The sequence below is a fragment of the Alcanivorax sp. genome, assembly GCF_002733835.1.
Lineage (GTDB): Bacteria > Pseudomonadota > Gammaproteobacteria > Pseudomonadales > Alcanivoracaceae > Alcanivorax.
Map to the genome: position 1 here is coordinate 29,982 of NZ_NVWY01000037.1, position 19,140 is coordinate 49,121.

The window sequence follows — 19,140 nt, forward strand, 5'->3', positions numbered from 1 at the left end:
ACAAGCTGCGAGTCAGGTGCTGCGTGCCCCCTGACGGCCATACTGAGAACGGCACCGCTGGAGTGGACAAGCGTTGTGGCGGTGCGGCGATGTGCTAGGGTCTGTTCACACTCATTCCATGCTCCCTGTTGCGGCCCAAAATGCGCCAATCCAGGCGCGAGGAGAGATGTTTGGTGTCTCCAAATGAGCGACGAGCAACAACGAGTGGCGCATTTTGGGCCTCAACCCGAAGGGCTGGGCCCTTTTTCCGCCCAGCAGTCCCAACCTTTACTTATGTAGAACAACTACACTGCGTATCGGTTGGAACATCTGGACAAAAAAATGACGCCAGCAGGGACCACGGAATGAGTGTGAACAGACCCTAGTGTCTGCGGTTAGTTGTGAGGGGGTGGGCAATGTCGCTGAGAGTTCGTATTCGCTGGTTACTGGTGGTTTCTGCGGCTATCTGTGTGGCGCTGGCAACGGTGGCCCTGTATTGGGTGAATCTGTCGTTGGTGGATACCCTCGCGGAGCGCAATGCGGAACGTGAGCTGGGCAAGGTGGAAGCCGCTTTCCTGGATCAGCTGTCGGTGTTGCGGGTACGGGCGCAGGACTGGAGCCAGCAGCCTGAGCAGGCACCGGTGAATCAGGGGGGCGTTGGTCACCTGGACCTGATGATGGCGCTGGATAACGATGTCATTCGCTGGGATAACGGGGAGCCGGGAGTGGATTCGCCGGTGTTCGAGACCCTGGCGCGGCGTTTCACCGAACAAGGTTGTATGCCTATTTGGGGGGTGGTGAAGGTAGACGGTAGGCCATTGCTGTTTAGTACTGCGGTGGAAAATGGTTGCCAGGCCTATCTGTTGGGCGTGTGGTTGGACAGTGGCTGGTTGAGTTACCTGTCCGAGCGGGTAGGGCATGCCTTGTTCGTGCAGAAAGCCCAGGGTGATGGTCCGGTGAGTCGCGGCCTGGGCGAGGTGGAGGGGGGGCAGTTACAGGGACGTTTCCCTATTCCGGATTTCCTTGGGGAGACGCCGTTGGAGGTGATTGTCGAAATTCCCCATGACGGTTACCAGAGCATGCTCTATGCAGTCTTGTTGGTGGCGCTGATTATGGTGGTGCTGACCGCGATTACCGTGTTCGTGATTAATTGCCGCATTCAACCCATGCTGTTTGGGCGTTTGAATTTGGTGCATAACGCCGTGCGTTCGATTGCCCGCGGCGGTGCTCTGGATCAGCGTGTGCCAGTACTGGGAAGCGATGAAATTGGTGCACTGGCGGAAGACTTCAATGCCATGGTGGACAGCATTCACCATGCCCAGATCCAGTTGGCGGAAGCGAGGATGCAGGCCGAAGATGCCAGCCAGACCAAAAGCCAGTTTCTGGCCAATATCAGCCATGAAATCCGCACGCCAATGACGGCCATTCTCGGTTACACCGAATTATTGCGCGATGGCTCGCTCGGGGCGGCGGACAAACGGCGTTATCTGACCATCATTCAGCACAACGGAGATGCGTTGCTGGCGCTGATTAATGATGTGCTTGATCTGTCACGGATTGAGGCAGGTCAATTGCACCCGGAGCAACGGCTGTTCTCTGTAAGGGTACTGTTCGATGAAATCATCGACAGCCTGCAGTTGCGTGCTATTGAAAAAGATATTGCCTTGCGTATTGATTACCTGGCAGACATGCCGCCGACGGTCAGTGGTGATGCGTTTCGCTTGCGCCAGATACTGGTCAATTTGATTGGCAATGCGGTGAAATTCACCGAGCAGGGGCAGGTGCATGTGCGAGTTAACTGGGATGAAGAGACGTCGCGCCTGACTGTATCAGTGGAAGATACCGGGATCGGCATCAGTGAAAGCGAGCTGAACCGTATCTTTCAGCCTTTCTCCCAGGCAGACGCATCGCATACCCGTCGCTATACCGGTACCGGTCTGGGGTTGAGTATTGCCCGGCAATTGGCCCGCGCCCAGGACGGGGATATTCAGGTCTTCAGCACCTTGAATCAGGGGAGTCGTTTTGTGTTGGAGATACCATTGGTGCGGGCCTGTCACACGGTTCCACCGGTCTCTGGTGACAGACAGGATAACCTGCCGGCTTCTCAGGGGGCGTTGGCTTCACTGGATGGTATGCGTGCGTTGCTGGTGGAAGATAACGCAGTGAATCGTCTATTTGTGCGCAAGGTGCTGGAACAGGCGGGCATGCAGGTGACAGAAGCGGAGCATGGGAAAGAAGCCTGCGCGGCCTTTCAGGTGGCCGACGGCGCTTACGATCTGGTTGTGCTGGATATGCAGATGCCGGTGATGGATGGCTATGAAACTGCCCAGGCCCTGCGTGACCGGGGGTATGGCGGCCCCCTATTGGCGCTGACGGCCAACGTGCTGGCGGTGGATCGCCAGCGTTGTCTGGACGCCGGTTGTGATGCCTTTCTGGGTAAGCCGGTACGGATGAGGGAGCTGCTGGCGGTGTGCGCGCAACTCCTTAACCCCTCAACGGTTTCCGTTAGCCGGTAATGTCTCTGGAGACCTGGGGAACCTCTGAATAACTCCTTGCATGCTCAGCGTGACCTGGAGCGTACAGCTGTTGTGTCTTGTCTCGACGGTAAGGGTGGCTCCCTTTCCTAGAGACAGGGCGCAGCAGATGTGCGCTCCAGGCCGCGCCCTTCGGGTTTTCCAGGCTGACCCGCACTCGTTGTTGCGCTTTTTCGATGGATGGACATATCTCGATCCCAGTTAGGGGACACCTTCAAAAACGCGCCCTCTGTGCCCCGAATGGGGTATAGATTGCGAGCCAGCCTGAAAGACTGAGCACGTAAGGAGTTATCCAGAGGTTCCCTGGCCACGCCTGAGTGCATCGTGGACTTGCTGCTGGGATACCGGTTTGCTGAGGTAATCATCGACCCCGGCGTCGCGAGCTTTTTGTACATAATCGCCGGTGGCATGGGCCGACAGGGCAATGATCCAGCAGTGCGGAGGTGTTTCCAGAGCGGCCTCCAGGGCACGAATCTCCCGGGTGGCCTGGTAGCCGTCCATCACCGGCATTTCGCAATCCATGAAGATGATATCCCAATGATCCGGGCGGTTGCGGACTTGCTCTACGGCTTGTGCGCCGTCGCTGACCAGCGTGGCATGGATACCTAACGATTTGAGGATGCTGTCGATCACCAGCTGGTTAACGGCATTGTCCTCCGCCACGATCACCTTGAGCATATTGGCGCGGTCCAGCCGGATCAGTGGTTCTTTCGTGGTGGATGGAGCACGCGATTCGTCGGGGCCGGTAAGCAAACTGCGCTTCAGCGCCTGGCAAGAGAATGGCGTCTCTATCAGTAACAGGTCTTCTGGCAGGGTGCCGCTGAGGGGCTGGCCTGTGGGGTGTAACAGCACCAGGGCCGGGTTATCGAAGTGAGCGCGCAGGCGTTCCACGTAGCTGGGGTTTTCCAGTACCGACAGTTCCGCGATGAGATAGTCCACGGGCTGGCCGGGGCTGGCCGGATCAAGCGCTGTTATGACGTCGCGGTATTCCAGCGTTTTGGCGCCCCAGCGGCTGAGAATTTGTGACAGGCTAAGCAGTTGTGGGGCGGTGCTGGAAATGATGGCGGCGGTACGATTTGCCAGCACCGGTTGCTTCTGAACTTTTTCCACTTCCACCGGCAGGGATAACCAGAACGTGGCTCCACGCCCCAGAGAGCTGGAGACGCCGATATCGCCGCCGAGCAGCTCGATCAACCGTTTGCAGATCACCAGCCCGAGGCCGGCGCCGTTGTGCTTGCCCTTGGCAGACAGATCGCTGAAAGCCTGGAACAGTGACGACTGCTGGCCTTCATCCAGGCCTATCCCGGTATCGACCACTTCAATCATCAGCACGCACATGCCCTTGTTGTTCACCGGTTGCTTCAGGTTTACATGCAGGGCGACGTGACCACGCTCGGTAAATTTGAAGGCATTGCTGAGCAGGTTGGTAATGATTTGCTTGAGGCGGATCGGATCGGTCTTGATGCGCTCTGGCACCCGACTGTCGATATGAATGTACAGCGGCAGGGATTTTTCGCTGGAGCGTAGTGCAAACAGGCGCACGCAATCATCGACGATGTTTTCCAGCGCGATGGGCTGGTAATCCAGCTCCAGCTTGCCGGACTCGATTTTCGAGTAATCGAGAATATCGTTAATCACGGTCAGCAACGACTGTGTGGACTGATAAATAGTGCCTACATATTGTGCCTGCTGGTGGGTCATGCTGGTACGGCGCAGCAGGTCGGTCATGCCCATGATGCCGTTCATGGGCGTGCGGATTTCATGGCTCATGGTGGCCAGGAATTCACTTTTGGCGTGATTTCTGGCGCCAGCCTTGAACGCTTCCATTTCCGCGATGGCGCGGTCACGCACCGAATCGGAATGGGCTTCTTTCAAGCGATTGATGCGCCGGGCCAGCGCTAGGGAAAGCAGTACGACTTCGAGAAAAACACCAATTTGAACCAGGTTTTCGGTCAGCGCATTGCGTGGAACAAAACCGTATTTATTCAGTGCCATGGCCGCTGCGCCAACAATAAAGCAGGACCAGGCGATGGTGAAAATTCGCGCATCCGGGTCGCCGCTACGGGCACGGATCAGCCCGACGAAGAAGATACTGAAATCCATCAGCAAAATGGCGCTGACGGAAATCGGAATCAGGAAGGTGCGGCTGGTAAAGGGGGCCGCGAGGAAGAGCACGGTGCCAATGCCCACCAGTAGTTGTAACCACATGGCCAGGCGCGGTGCTTTTTCCCGTAGGGATAGAAAGTGCAGGGTAAATAGTGGCGGCAGCAGCACAATCAGGGGCAGCAAGTAATGAATCATGTACTGGCTGACCAGGATGGAATGCGGCCACAGATAACGGTGGGCATAGCCGTGCAACACTGCCATGAAGAGGGTGACCACGGCAGACCAGCACACATACAGCAAGTACACTTTTTCGCGAATGGAAAAGAACAGCGACAGGTTGTAGAGAATCATCACCAGCATGCCGCCGAAGAAAACTCCCTGCACCAGGCTTTGTGTTTGCACCGAGGCGTTGTAACTTTCCTGTGTCCGCAATTCCAGCGGCAGCTGGATGCTGTGCGCAGAGGCAACCTTGAGGAAAATGTCGTTGTCGGTGCCTGTGGGTAGCGTCAGCGGGAATGCGGGCGTCGGGGCTGTGCCCGGGCGTACTGAAAAATCCCGGTCCATACCGGCCTGGAAATGAGCAATGAGGGTGCCGCCGGCATCCACCTGGTAGACATCCACTTCACCGAGCATGGCGTAGTCGATTTGCAGCTGCCAGTCAGCATGAAGTCGATTAAGATTGCGAACTGAGAAACGGAACCAGCAATGATCAGTGATAAAGCCTAGATTCGGAGTGCTGGCACCGGACGGTTGCCAGGGCAGGTCGGTGCGTTGAAGAATGGCATTAATGTCAGGCGACTGATCCGCAGGCGTGCAGAAGGTGTACAGGCCCTGATAGGGGTGAATGTGTTGCTGCTGTTCGCCGATGATTTGGGTGTCCGGTCCTTTGGCTGAAGCCAGGGAAGACAGGCAAATCGAAGCAAAAGCGACGAATAAAAGCAGAGCGGCTTTCGAGTCCTTGAGCAAAGTGTCTTTATCCTGAATAGACGGGGTGACATCACCTCTATTCAGTGATGCTAGCAGCGTGAGCCGGGGGGCTCAATGCAGGGGGAGAATAACAGATGACAGGGATAGTGAACCGCTTTGCGGTGGGGCCGATTACGGGTGAGTCCGGTGTGAACCATGTGCGCCTGTTCGGTGCATTGCCGAAAGGGGAGCTGGGCGCGGGCGACAAGTTTATGTGGGGGCGAGTTCGCTGGCGCAAAGAGGGGGAAGACAGTTGGTCTGAGCCCAATACATTTCGCCTCAACGGGAACTTCGATGGCTCCGGGGTGGTGGTGGTTAATGGGCTTGAACCCGGTACCCGCTACCAGTATCAGGCGGGCTGGGTGCGCGCGGAGCAGGATGAGACGCCGCTGGACTGGCACGCCATTGAGAGCGGCTGTTTTTCCACCGATCAGCCCACGGCTGATCAGACAACCTTCTTGTTTGGTTCCTGTTGTTACCGGTTTGTGGGGCTCGATGGCATTATCCAGGATGATCGCGCCGACAAGATTTTTGCGGAAATGTCGGCGCAAGCTGCGCAGTATAATCCGGATTTTGTCCTGTTCGGGGGGGATCAGGTCTATGCCGATTCCATGTACAGCATTGGCGCGGCGACGACCCGGGATGATTTCGATTCCCTTTATCGGGCCAGTTTTTCCCAGAAGCACTTGGCCAAATTGCTGAGGCAAACCAACAGCTACATGATCCTGGATGATCATGAAATCGAGAATAACTGGCCAGCCAAGGCCGACGCCGAGTTATGGACGAACAAGTATCCGGCAGCGATCAAGGCGTACCAGATCTACCAGGCGTCCCATTCCCCGGCGGCGCCATTAAATGAAGCCGGTACCTATCTGGATCGCGACCCGGATAAATTCTGGTATACCTTTTCCCGTGGGCCGGCGGACTTTTTTGTAATGGATGTGCGTACCGAGCGGGTACTGAGCCGCTGGCCCTGGCAGCGCAAAATGATCAGCGAGGTGCAGGAGCAGGCCTTTGTCCAATGGCTGGACCGGGATCCCGAGCGCATCAAGGTGCTGGTGACCTCCGTAGTAATGTTCCCCGAGCAGAGGCGTCCGTTCCGTGGCAAAGATGCCTGGGAAGGCTTCCGCCATCAGCGTCAGCGGCTATTGGCAGCCATGGCGAAGAGTGCCAGCCAGAAACTGGTGGTGCTCAGCGGGGATGTGCATGCCTCTCTGTATGCAAGCTTGACACTCAATGGTGGCAAGAAGGTACACAGCTGGACGTGCTCCGGGTTGTTCTGGCCCACCGCGCTATTCGCGTTTCGTTGGTACCGGCCGATGATCCGGGTGCCAGGCTTGCTCTACAGCGGTTGGGGCCGGCCGTTGGGGCAGGTTAGCGTGCCGGGGGAAGTGTTCAGTGATAATGCCTTTTCGGTGGTGTCGTTCGATGAAAAGGGCGCTCAGTTCGCGCTGTTCGACCGTCGTAATCGGGCCGTGCCGGAGGCAAGCCGAACCATTGAATGGTGATACCGGCGTGAGGGGGCCTGATTTTGTATCTCGGGTATGGCGAAAGGCTTACATGACTTGGCGCTTTTCTCGCCTTACCTCTCGCGGGAGGTTTACCTAAAGTAGATCTCGCAAGGACGCAATGGAACACGGATGTTCGATTTCGACCCGGTACAGCTTACGCCCGCCAACCCCAAATGGCGGGCGTTTCTTTTTCTGTCTCTTGCCCCTGTCCCCGTTTCCCCTTTGATTGCCCGTAGCAGAACACCGATAATGCCTCGCTTCACAGTAGGAGTCGGTCATGTCTGAGCAAGCGGAACAGCGGGAAATCCTCAAAGCCAAACTCAACCAGGAAACCGCCAAGGCCAGCTGGCAAGAACTACAGCCGTTCTTTGCCCGTGGCCAGACGGTCTACGTGGCGCCGGAACTGGATTTGATCGAGGTGGCGCTGGCGTTTTCAGAAGATGAGGCCGAGATGATTGCCCTGTGGCGCGATAAAGCCCAGGTCGACAAAGTCACCGATGAGCAGGCTGCGGCGTGGTTTGCAGCAGATAAAGGCTTGTGGACAGTGGTGCTGCCGCCCTGGGTATTGGTGCAGCCGGAAACGGTACAGTAATCCGGCGGCCAATCACGGTTTCGGAGCGCGACAGAGTTGCCCGTCGAATAGGCGGGCGCAACGCTCCGTGCCCTGGAACACTGTATTCTTCAGGCTGTTCTCTACTTTCCGGCTTCCTCGTTATCGTGTCCGGCGCGGCTTATGCGCTGGGTGTAGAGTTCTGATGCCGTGCCCGGTATTCACCGGGAGGTAATCCCAGCCAGCGTTTGAAAGCCTTGTTGAACGAAGAGGGGTCTTCATAGCCAAGCTGGTGAGCAATCTCGGCAAAACCAGCTTCACTGTAGCGGACCAGCTGTTCAGCCAATTCTGCGCGGACTTGATCGAGCAGATCCCGGAACCGGGTATGGTGTGCGTTCAGGCGTCGCTGAAGGTTGCGCACGCTCATGTTCAGGCTACTGGCCAGTTGTTGCTGGTCATAATGGCCTTCTTCAAGCTGAAATCGCAGCCGTTCACGTATCAGGTCAATCAGGTGATGATCACGCAGTGAGTTAAGCGTCCGGTCACACTGGATCAGCGCCTGCTGGAAACGCTCATCGTCGTGGTTCGGATTCGGGCTATCCAGCACCGTGGCGGGAAACAACACCTGGTCGTACTGGCAGCCGCCAGTGACAGGCGCTTTCAATAACGCACTAAACAACTCCGTATGGGGGCTGCTTTCCTGCAGGTGCACTTTCACATCATTACTTGCCTGTACACCCAGCACCACATCAGCCAGACGCAAAAAACCACTGAGTACGGCATGGGTCTGCATGGCGTGAATCGGCATTTCGCCATTGGCAGCACAGCGAACGGCCACGTATTTGTCTTGAACATGCACGGTCACTTGCTGGGCTTCAGTCAGCAGGGGCCAGTATTGTTCCAGGACTTTTAGTGCTTGCCAGCCGTCCCGGTAGTAATGCAGGGCGTCTCCCAAAGGGGCGATATCGGGCAGGAGGATCTGTTGGCCAATGCGAATGCCCATGGCCGGATCACCGAGCTTTTTTTCCGCCTGTTCGAAAAGGCGCTGTATAGCGGATGCGTCCAGGCGCTCATCATTCTCTGTCAGCAGCGAGGTGGGCAGGCTGGCACTGGTCAATAATTCAAGTAGATCCAGGCCTTGTCTCTGCCAGTAGCGCAGGTCGCTCTGGAACATGGATATATGTTTGCTGAACATGTTCTGCCTCTAATATTTTATTCTTATGTCGTTGTTTTAAAACGGCATTGGTTTCTGGCGACACATTCCCTGTTTGGCTGGCGTCTGGCGCCATATGTTGCTCTCTCTCTCCCTCGTAAGGTAGCCAATTCGTACGATAGTACATCGCTATGTGCGTAATAACGCACCAATTTGCGATAAACGTGGCGCGAAAACCTTCCAGATGGTGACTTGCGTCACACTTTGGTCCTGATGTTCGGGAGAGAGATAATAATGAATGTAGATAAGAATAAATTCGTAGAAATGCCGGCGGTTCGTCTGCTGGCGCCGTTGGCCCTGGCCGTATCACTGGCCGCCTGTGGCGGCGGTGGCAGCAGCAGTGGTGGTGGCGCTACCGGTGGTGGCGAGAACCCGGTGGGGTATCAGTTCCCGCAGGATATGCCAGCCGATGTACCGCAGCAGGAAATCGCCTGCGGTGGTGAAGACGCCATCGAGCTGGATGCCAATAACATTACCGACAGCGCCAAGATTGCTTTCCTGGATGCCCAGGACGGTGACGTCATCGTCTTCCCGGAAGGGCGCTTTGACCTGAACGATACGCTGACGCTGGATGGCGAACTGGGCGGGGCACGCATTGCTGATATCACGATTTGTGGCCAGGGCATGGACAAGACCATTCTGGACTTCAGCAATTCTGTGGGTGATGACGGCCTGTTTATTACCAACATCAATGATGTGGAAGTCTACGGCCTGGCCGTGGTGGAAGCGGCCAACAATGCCATCAAGTTCCAGCATGCTGATGGTGTGCGTATCAATTATACCGCGACGGTATGGCAGGGGGAGCCGGACAAGGGCAACGGTGCTTACGGGCTGTATCCGGTAGAAAGCAGCAATGTGCTGGTGGAAAACAGCTACGTGCGCGGCTCTGCGGACGCCGGTGTCTATGTGGGCCAGTCACAGAACATTGTTGTGCGCAACAACGTGGCCGAATACAACGTGGCGGGGATCGAAATCGAGAACTCCACCGGTGCGGACATGTACAACAATATCGCCCGTTTCAATACCGGTGGTTTGCTGGTATTTGATCTGCCCATCGGTAATGGCACCTATGGTTCTGGCGTGCGGGTCTTCGGTAACACCGTGACCGAAAACAACACCAAGAACTTTGCCAATAGCAGCAGCAACCCGGGTGGTGTTCATATCGTACCGCCGGGCACCGGTGTGATCGTTCTGTCCACTGACGATGTGGAGATTTTCGATAATGAAATCGCCGATCACGACACCCTGGCGGTGGCGGTGACCAGCTTCTTTATCGCCGATGAAAATGCGGCAGGTCCCGATTATCAGACCATCATCGAAGACGGTTGGCTGCCGATTGTGCGCAATATCCATGTGCACGATAACGCCATCACCAATGCCGGTGCAGCGCCAAATGGGGCGTTGATTCAGGAGATGATTCAGTTGTTTACCCTGACCCCTGAACTGCAGTGGCCTGGCATTCTGTATGACGGTGCCGGCGAGCAGTTGGCGAATACCGGTGCTCTGATGCCATTGGGCGTTGGTCCCTATGAAGATGCCCAAAAGGTGTGTTTCCAGAATAACGGCGATACCTTGATCGGTTACCCCTACGACCCGGCTACCGCTGCCACCATGGCCGGACCGACGCTGAGCCCGGCAGTGGGCATGGATCTGCTGGATTGCAGCCAGCCCGCGCTGCCGGCGGCCACCTTGACCTTCAAGGGTGAGCAGTTTGGTTGTGGCGTGGATGACACCACCAGCGAGCACTGCAAGCCGGCCCCTGTTCTCTAACCTTTGTTTATCTTTTCTACCTGTCTGATTTCGGGGCGGCTTGTCGCCGCCCCGAAACAGGAGTTATGACATGAAAACCTTGATGCAGATTTCTCTGCTTTCTACCGCCGCGGTGCTGGTTGCCTGTGGCGGCGGTGGCGGTAGTAGCGGCGGTGGAGGTGCTGGTAATGGTGGTGGCGATCCGGTCGCCAGGAACTGCCAGATCAGTGACAGCGCTGAAGTAAACTGGGAGGCACTGGAAAACGACAACCTGGAAAAGCTGTCGGATTACAACCTTTTTGCCAGCAGCTGTGATCCCACCCAGGATGCCCATGGTGGCATCCCTTATGATTTGAATACGCCTTTGTTCTCCGATTACACCAGCAAATACCGGTTTGTATTTGTGCCGGATGGACAGAGTGCGACCTATAAGGAAAACGACGTTTTTGACTTCCCGGTGGGCACCGTCATTACCAAGACCTTTGCCCTGCCGGCGGATACCGCTTACCGGGGTTATGATCCGGAGACAAAGACAGAAACCCTTCTGGAAACCCGCTTGCTGATTCATCGTGCTGGCGGCTGGACCGCGCTGCCTTATGTGTGGAACGCAGACGGCACCGAGGCGACCTACCGGGTTCAGGGGGCACAGTTGCCCGCGACACTGGTGCACAACGGAGCCCAGGAATCCTTCACCTATTCCGTGCCCGACAAGGCGCAGTGCAAGCAGTGCCACAGCCATGATACCGGCGACACCAATGTGTTTATTCCCATCGGCCCCAAGGCTCGCCATCTCAATGGCGACATGGACTATGGCAGTGGCCCGGAAAACCAGCTGAGTCACTGGAGCGACGCGGGTATTCTCAGCGGCCTGCCGGCTCTGGATCAGGTAGACAAGGTGCCGAGCTACCACGATGCTGATGCGGGCTTGATCAGTGGTTATAGCGATGAACAACTGATGGCGGCGGCAAAAGGCTACCTGGACGTGAATTGTTCACACTGCCACGGCGTTGGTGGGACGGCGGCCTACACCGGTTTGCAGCTGGAGTTCTGGCGCGACTATGACACTGAGAAAGAGAAGCACGGTGTCTGCAAAGGCCCCATCGCCTACGACCAGGGTGAAATGACCTACGACGTGGTGCCGGGTAACGCAGACGAATCGATCCTGCATTTCCGCATGGATACCACCAACCCGCAGGACAGCATGCCGCGCCTTGGCCGTGCGCTGATCCATGAGGAAGGTGTTGCCCTGGTGAAGGCCTGGATCAACAGCCTGCCTGACGCGTCCTGTTCCTCCAAGTGAAGGTGACGCAGTGATAACAAGAACCGCTCTATATAGCGTCTTGCTATTGCTGCTGACGGCTTGTGGTGGCAGTGGTGGCGGTAGTGATACGGCCGCCACCACACCGGAACCCGAGCCGGATACCACCGACCCGCGCTGTCTTGCCGACAGCGACGGGCCGAACTGGCAGGCGCTGGCGGAAGTGAACTGCTCGCGTCTGTCCCAGTATCAACTGTTTTCTGATGGCCGTGATCCTCGTGTGGGCCCCACTGCGCCGGGGCTGCCATTTGCCCCGGCCAGTGGCCTTTTTAGTGATCACGCCACCAAGTATCGGTTTATTTTTCTGCCCGAGGGGAGCACGGCACAATACCGTGACACTTTTGGGCTGGTATTCCCGGTGGGCACCGTGATGGTGAAAACCTTCGCCTTGCCCGTCAGCGCTGCCGGGGGCGATGACCGCCTGATGGAAACCCGCCTGTTGATCCACCGGGCCTCCGGCTGGGTGGGGTTGCCGTATCAGTGGCAAGCGGATGGCCAGGATGCCACGCTGGCACGGACCGGCAAGGTAATCGACACCTATGTCATGGTCGACGGTGTGCAGCAGGATTTCCGCTACCAGATCCCCGATGTACTGACTTGCCGCAAGTGTCACCAGGGCCGCACTGACAATGAAGTGATGACCCCGCTGGGCACAACGGCTCGTCAGCTGAATCATGATTTTCTCTATGCCGGTGGAGCCAAAAACCAGCTGGTTTACTGGCAGGAAAACGGCATGCTGGCTGATGCGCCTGCCCCGGCAAGTTGGCCCCGCGCCGTGGATTGGCAAGACACCGACGAACCGCTGGCCCTGCGTGTGCGCTCCTACCTGGATACCAACTGCAGCCACTGTCACAGCGATGTGGGCAGCGGCGCGCTGTCGGGCCTGCGGCTGGAAATGTGGCGAGATCCTACCGATTACCTCTATGGCATCTGCAACCGGGCGCAGGGGTATTACGGGGGGCCGTTGGGCCTCACCTACGATATCGTGCCCGGCAACGCGGCTGACTCGGTGTTGCCGTTCCGGCTGGGTGCCCAGCGCCATACCGATAATGCCAAGGATATGATGCCGCCGCTGGGCCGCAGCCTGGCAGACCACGATGCGGTCGCACTGGTGCGCCAGTGGATTGATGCGATGCCCGCGAAAGCGTGCGCCACACTGGATTAAATTCCCGCCTGCTTGCGTATTTCTGCGCTGGCTCCTCTTGTTTACCCCGCAACTCGCGATAACGTTTTTCGTGCTGTCATCCTGCTGTCCTGATGGAATGCTTTGCTTACCTGAAACGGCAGGCTGGCATTGGTCGCGGCCACCGGTATACAGTGAGCGAAAGGGCCTGCGGGGCGTGCCCGGCCGGCCTGGTGAAAGCTTGGAGAACGTGACCGCTCACGTGATCCGGTTTTGCGTAGTAACTGTGCAGTGTAACTTTGCAGAGTCACAAGGACGCCGGAGGTTTCGATGCAGGATGACATCGCTCAACGCCAGGCGCTGTTGCAGGCCCAGCTGGAAGGGCAGGTCACTGCCCATATCGGTGCTGATCACCAGTCTCTGTTTCGCAGTTTTCTCGCTGCCTATTATGAAATGAGCAGTCTGGCTGCGTTGACGGCCCGGCCGCCGGAGCAACTCTTCCATATTGCCCAGCAGCATTGGCTGATGGCGCACCAGCGCCACCCCGGCGAAACCCTGATTCACCTGAAGCCTCCCTGTCGCCCCGGCGGCCTTGCCGCGTTGCGCACCGTTACCGATGACGTCCCCTTTCTGGTGGATTCGGTTGCCATGGCCGTGCGCGATGCCGGCACCGCCATCGACTGGACCGTGCACCCGGTCATTCAGGTGCGACGCGATGCCCATGGGCATCTGACCCAGGTCACGGGGGTGGGTGATGGCGAGCAGCCGGCGGAGTCCATGATCTACGTGGAATTCGAACCGCTGGCAGACGACGAGGATTATGCCCGCCTGCAGGACATTCTCGAGCGCGTGTTGGGTGATTTGCGCGTGGTGGTGGACGACTTCGAGCCCATGCTCGACAACCTGGAAGCGACCCGCAGCAACCTGTCGGCCAGTTACCCGGAGCGGGATCAGCAGGAGTTACAGGAAGCCACTGGCTTTATCGAATGGTTGTCCGAAGATCACTTTACCTTTCTGGGATATGCCCGCTCCGAAGCGAAAACGTTGGACGGTGGCATGCAGCTGCATCTGGTGGACGAGGCCGGCCTTGGTCTGGCGCGCCCCGGCAGCCCTTACGCCAACGCGGATGAATTTATTGCGCCCCATGAGGAAATGGCCAAATACATCCGCCATGGTCGTCTGGTGGTCGTGACCAAAGCCAATGTGCGTTCACCCATTCATCATCCGCACTACATGGACGTGGTGTCCGTGAAACGCTTGGCGGCTGATGGTTCGGTGGAAGGCACCGACCGCTATATCGGGCTGTTTTCCCTGGATGCCTACATCAATCGTCCCCGGGACATTCCTCTGATTCGCCGCAAGGTGAATTACGTGCTGGATCGCTCCCGGTTGCCGGAACGCTCGCATTCCGGCAAGCATCTGCGCGATATCATTTACCAGCTTCCCCGCGATGAGCTGTTCCAGTGTAGTGAGGAAGAACTGTACGACATCTGCATGGGTATTCGCGCCCTGCGTGATCGTCATCATCTGCGGGTATTCATGCGCCGGGACCGCTATGGGCGTTTTTATTCGTGCATGATTTACCTGAGCCGCGAACGCTACTCCCGGGAATTGCGCGACAAGGTCACCGCCGAGCTGATGACGCTGTGCAACGGTCGCTCCGTGGAACGCACCGTGGATTTCCTCCGCGAAGGGCTGGCCCGGATTCACTGCATTGTACGTATTCCCCAGGGCACACAGCTGGCCATGACCGACAGCCAGGTGGAGCAACGGCTGATTGAAATTACCCGCTCCTGGTCAGACCAGTTACGGGAAGTGTTGCGCGAAAGTGGCTACCAGGATGAGCAGGGCGACAAGGTGGGCAGCCGGGCCGATGACGGGGCTGCCCTGGCCCTGCGTTACGGTGACGCCTTCCCCCTGGGTTACCGGGAAGCACACAGCGCCGTGGAAGCTGCTGCGGACCTGCAATACCTGACGCAGCTGTCCGTGGAGCAACCGGTGTTGCCCAGCCTGGCGGTCACCGATGCGGATGGCGCTGCCTGCCCGACCAGCCTGCGGCTTTATAGCCTGAATAATCCCATCGGCTTGTCCGATGTGCTGCCGGCACTGGAAAATTTCGGCCTGCGGGTGGTGCGCCAGAACCCCACCCGGGTGACGCCCCGTGATGGCGAACCCCGCTGGATTCAGGTCTTCGACGTGCAGGTCCACGGGGAGTGTTCCTTGGGGCCGGCCCAGCAGAAGCGCTACTTCGAAGATGCTTTCCTGCAATGCTGGAATGGCCATACGGAAAATGACGGCCTGAATCGACTGGTGTTGCTGGCGGGCCTGAATGCCCGTCAGGTGGTGTGCCTGCGTACCCTGACCAAATACCTGATCCAAACCGGGTTGCCGTATTCGCAAAACTATATGGAAGAGTTGCTGGCGGAACATGCGCGCATTGCCCGCTTGCTGGTGCAGCTTTTCGAAACCCGCTTTGACCCGCAGCTGACTGACAGCCGTCGTGATAATGAAGGGCTGAAACTGGCACAGAACCTGGATCATGAACTCGATGGCGTAGCGTCCCTGGATGCGGACCGTGTGCTGCGGGCGTTCCTGAGTGTGGTGCGCGCGGGGCTGCGTACCAATTTCTATCAGCAGGACGCGGGCGGTCACGACAAAGCTTATGTCAGCCTGAAGCTCGATCCGAAGAAGGTGTCGGAGTTGCCGCCGCCATTACCCATGTACGAAACCTTTGTGTATTCGCCCACCATGGAAGGTATCCACCTGCGCGGTGGGCCGGTGGCCCGTGGCGGCCTGCGTTGGTCCGACCGGCGTGAGGATTTCCGCACTGAGGTGCTGGGCCTGGTCAAGGCGCAAATGGTCAAGAACGCCATCATTGTTCCGGTGGGGGCCAAGGGCGGTTTTGTGGTGAAAGGCGGTACGCCGGGGGATCGCGAGGCGTGGCAACAGCAAGGTATTGCCTGCTACAAGGAGTTCATCCGTGGCCTGCTGGACATCACCGACAATCGCGAAGGCGACGCGATTGTGGCGCCGGAACAGGTGGTGTGCCACGACGGTGACGACCCTTACCTGGTCGTGGCTGCCGATAAAGGCACCGCCACCTTCTCGGATATTGCCAATGGCCTGGCCGATGAATACGGCTTCTGGCTGGGCGATGCGTTTGCCTCTGGCGGCAGTGCCGGTTACGACCACAAACAAATGGGGATTACGGCACGGGGCGCGTGGGAAAGCGTCAAGCGTCACTTCCGTGAACAGGACAAGGATATCCAGACGCAGCCGTTTACCGTGGTGGGGATCGGCGACATGGGCGGCGATGTGTTTGGCAACGGCATGCTGTTGTCGGACCAGATTCAATTAGTCGCGGCCTTCAATCACCTGCACATCTTTATCGACCCAAGCCCGGACCCGGCGGCCACCTTTGCCGAGCGCCAGCGCCTGTTCACGACCCGGGGCGCCACCTGGGATGATTTCGACCGCCAGGCCATGTCCGAGGGCGGCGGTGTCTGGTCGCGCAGCGCCAAGAGCATCGAGCTCAGTGAGCGGGCCTGTGAGGCTCTGGGCATCAGTGAACGGACGCTGACCCCGGCAGAATTGATCATGGCGATTCTCAAGGCGCCGGTGGAACTGCTCTGGAACGGCGGTATCGGCACCTATGTGAAAGGCAGTAACGAGAGTCATAGCCAGGTGGGGGACCGGGCCAACGATGCCATTCGTGTGAACGGCAAGGAACTACGCTGCCAGGTAGTGGGTGAGGGCGGTAACCTGGGGCTCACGCAACTGGGGCGCATTGAATTTGCGCTCAATGGCGGGCGGATCAATACCGACGCCATTGATAACTCCGGCGGTGTGCACAGCTCTGACCGGGAAGTGAATATCAAGATTCCGCTTAACCAGCGTTTGCGTGACGGGCGGCTGGATCGCGAGACCCGCGACCCCTTGCTGGTGCGCATGACCGACGATGTGGCTGATGCGGTACTGCGCGATAATTACGTGCAGAGCCTGGCGCTAAGCCTGCTGGAATATAACGCCGCATCGCGGCTGGATGAGCACGCCAACCACCTGCGTACGCTGGAGCGCCAGGCCATGCTGGTGCGCACGGTGGAATACCTGCCGGATGATGAATCCCTCAGCGAACGTCGCACCCGCGGCAAAGGGCTGACCCGGCCGGAACTGTCGGTGTTGTTGTCCTATACCAAGAATGCGCTGTTCGATGCCTTGCTGGCGTCGGACGTTCCCGATGATGCGTTCTTTGATCAGGACGTGCTGCATTACTTTCCGCAGGAACTGGTGGAGTCCTTCGGTGAGGATCTGCTCAACCATGGCCTGCGCCGGGAGTTGATCGCCACGGTGCTGGCCAACGCGGTGGTCAACCGGATGGGGTTTGCCTTTGTTCACCGCTATGCGGATGAACATGGCTTGTCGTTACACCGTTTGGTGAAGGCCTATGCCATGGCCCATGCGGTGTTCGATGGCGACCTGTATTGGGCGCCGGTGGATGGCCTGGACGGGCGCGTGGACAGCCAGGTGCAGCTACGGCTTTATGGCCGCGTCATCGGCTTGATGAAGCACGTGACCACCTGGTTGATTCATTACAAGTGGGGGCGGCGTCCGGTGGCAGAAGCGGTGGCTCGCTACCGCAAGGCCATCGCCGAACTGGAGAGCATGTTGCCGGAGGCACTGCCGGGCAGTTATCGGCAGGAATGGGATCAAGCCGTGGAGGGCATGAAAGACGATGGCGTGCCCGAGAAAGAAGCCAAACTGTTGGCCAACACCATGGTGCTGGGGTCTGCCCCGGATATTGTCGAGCTTGCCTCGCAGGCGCAGGTACCGCTGAAACTGGCGGCGGAAGTGTACTTTCTGGTGGGCGACAAGTTGCAGATTCTGTGGCTGCTGTCGTCGATTCTGGATCTGTCTGTGCAGGATCGCTGGCAAGCACTGGCCCGTGCCAACCTGCGTGAGGATTCCTACCGCCTGCACCGCCAAGTGGCCGCCAAGGTGCTGGAGTATGAGGGTGACAACGCCGCCGCACGCTTTGCCGCCTGGGAAGAAAAATCCCGTCGCAAGGTCGCCTTCGGCATTCACCGTTTGCAAACCTTGCAGGCAGATGGCCCCCACGACTTCATGACGCTGGCGGTGGGGGTACGGGAGTTGCGTAAACTGCGAAGCTTGTAAGTCGCAGAAGTCGGTACCACACGGAATGCACTTGAGTTGGCTGGCCTCTGCATATACTGTACAAAAAGACAGTATATGCAGAGGTGAAGTTTATGCGCGCAGCGAACCGGGGCACCCTGAGCCAGCTACCTGGCCGTTTTGCCGTCAGCCATTCTGAATCGGATAGCCCTCCGGTGAGTCGGTCTACTCGCTATCATCGCGAAAAAGCCAGCAGCATCATCATGACCAACCGCAGCCCGGACCTGCCGTTCGAGCAGAGCATCAATCCGTATCGGGGTTGCGAGCACGGCTGCATTTACTGCTACGCCCGCCCCAACCATGCCTATGTGGATTTATCACCCGGTCAGGATTTCGAGAGCGAGATTTTCTGCAAGGACAATGCCGCGGAAGTGCTTCGCGACAGCCTCCGTAAACCGTCTTACCGCTGTCGGCCCATTGTGCTCGGCACGGTCACCGACCCTTATCAGCCCATTGAGCGAGAGCGACGCATTACCCGTGAGCTGTTGCAGGTGCTGGTGGATTGCCAGCACCCCTTTAGCCTGATTACCAAAAGCACCCTGGTGCTGCGGGATCTGGACCTGATTGCCCCCATGGCCCGGGCCGGGCGTGCCTCGGTGGCTGTGTCGGTCACCACGCTGGATAACCGCCTGAAAGGAGAACTGGAGCCCCGTGCCAGCGGCGGCAAGGAGCGGCTGAAGGTGGTCCGCGAACTTAGCCGTGCCGGCGTGCCGGTCACGGTGCTGGTAGCGCCGGTGATTCCCTTCATCAACGACCATGAGCTGGAAGACATTGTGCATCAGGTGGCCATGGCAGGCGCCCAGCAGGCAGGTTATGTGGTGCTGCGCTTACCCCATGAAGTGGGGCCGCTGTGGCAGGAATGGCTCGCAGACCATTACCCGGATCGGGCCGAGAAGGTCAT

10 protein-coding genes are annotated in these 19,140 nt (G+C 58.1%); 8 read left to right on the top strand and 2 right to left on the bottom strand.

All coding sequences use genetic code 11. From position 1 onward, the window contains the following. Window positions 1-395 precede the first annotated feature (395 nt). Window positions 396-2,495: an ATP-binding protein gene (locus COA55_RS13820; RefSeq protein WP_290502625.1), complete on the top strand. Its 2,100-nt coding sequence runs from the start codon at window positions 396-398 to the stop codon at window positions 2,493-2,495. A gap of 306 nt (window positions 2,496-2,801) precedes the next feature. Here COA55_RS13820 and COA55_RS13825 read toward each other — a convergent pair whose 3' ends face one another. Further along, window positions 2,802-5,585, bottom strand: coding sequence for a hybrid sensor histidine kinase/response regulator (locus COA55_RS13825; protein WP_290502626.1), 2,784 nt, complete (start codon window positions 5,583-5,585; stop codon window positions 2,802-2,804). Window positions 5,586-5,680: 95 nt separating this feature from the next. On the opposite strand from COA55_RS13825, the gene COA55_RS13830 reads away from it, so the two are divergent. Both COA55_RS13830 and COA55_RS13835 read left to right on the top strand, forming a co-directional pair. Next, window positions 5,681-7,093, top strand: a complete 1,413-nt coding sequence (locus COA55_RS13830) for an alkaline phosphatase D family protein (RefSeq protein ID WP_290502627.1) — start codon at window positions 5,681-5,683, stop codon at window positions 7,091-7,093. Between the two features lie 280 nt (window positions 7,094-7,373). Continuing rightward, a complete protein-coding gene (locus tag COA55_RS13835; protein WP_063518554.1) occupies window positions 7,374-7,688 on the top strand; it encodes a DUF2288 domain-containing protein in 315 nt (104 codons plus the stop codon). 139 nt (window positions 7,689-7,827) lie between these two features. Here COA55_RS13835 and COA55_RS13840 read toward each other — a convergent pair whose 3' ends face one another. After that, window positions 7,828-8,841 carry an AraC family transcriptional regulator gene (locus COA55_RS13840; RefSeq protein WP_290502628.1) on the bottom strand — a complete coding sequence of 338 codons (1,014 nt, stop codon included), beginning with the start codon at window positions 8,839-8,841 and terminating at the stop codon, window positions 7,828-7,830. Between the two features lie 252 nt (window positions 8,842-9,093). Between COA55_RS13840 and COA55_RS13845 the strand changes: the two genes are divergently transcribed. The 5 genes from COA55_RS13845 to COA55_RS13865 all read left to right on the top strand — a co-directional run. Further along, entirely contained in the window at window positions 9,094-10,629 is a 1,536-nt protein-coding gene (locus tag COA55_RS13845) for a parallel beta-helix domain-containing protein (protein ID WP_290502629.1), read from the top strand. Window positions 10,630-10,699: 70 nt separating this feature from the next. Beyond that, window positions 10,700-11,908 carry an SO2930 family diheme c-type cytochrome gene (locus COA55_RS13850; protein WP_063520614.1) on the top strand — a complete coding sequence of 403 codons (1,209 nt, stop codon included), beginning with the start codon at window positions 10,700-10,702 and terminating at the stop codon, window positions 11,906-11,908. 10 nt (window positions 11,909-11,918) lie between these two features. Further along, a complete protein-coding gene (locus COA55_RS13855; protein WP_290502630.1) occupies window positions 11,919-13,091 on the top strand; it encodes an SO2930 family diheme c-type cytochrome in 1,173 nt (390 codons plus the stop codon). A gap of 288 nt (window positions 13,092-13,379) precedes the next feature. Continuing rightward, entirely contained in the window at window positions 13,380-18,221 is a 4,842-nt protein-coding gene (locus tag COA55_RS13860; protein WP_290502631.1) for an NAD-glutamate dehydrogenase, read from the top strand. A 92-nt stretch (window positions 18,222-18,313) separates the two neighbouring features. After that, a partial coding sequence (locus COA55_RS13865; protein WP_290502632.1) for a PA0069 family radical SAM protein occupies window positions 18,314-19,140 on the top strand: 827 nt, incomplete at its 3' end.

Excerpts from the sequence above, each read along its gene's own strand:
- COA55_RS13820 (WP_290502625.1), top strand. The coding sequence starts at position 396 with ATGTCGCTGAGAGTTCGTATTCGCTGGTTACTGGTGGTTTCTGCGGCT.
- COA55_RS13830 (WP_290502627.1), top strand. The coding sequence starts at position 5,681 with ATGACAGGGATAGTGAACCGCTTTGCGGTGGGGCCGATTACGGGTGAG.
- COA55_RS13835 (WP_063518554.1), top strand. The coding sequence starts at position 7,374 with ATGTCTGAGCAAGCGGAACAGCGGGAAATCCTCAAAGCCAAACTCAAC.
- COA55_RS13840 (WP_290502628.1), bottom strand. The coding sequence starts at position 8,841 with ATGTTCAGCAAACATATATCCATGTTCCAGAGCGACCTGCGCTACTGG.
- COA55_RS13845 (WP_290502629.1), top strand. The coding sequence starts at position 9,094 with ATGAATGTAGATAAGAATAAATTCGTAGAAATGCCGGCGGTTCGTCTG.
- COA55_RS13850 (WP_063520614.1), top strand. The coding sequence starts at position 10,700 with ATGAAAACCTTGATGCAGATTTCTCTGCTTTCTACCGCCGCGGTGCTG.
- COA55_RS13860 (WP_290502631.1), top strand. The coding sequence starts at position 13,380 with ATGCAGGATGACATCGCTCAACGCCAGGCGCTGTTGCAGGCCCAGCTG.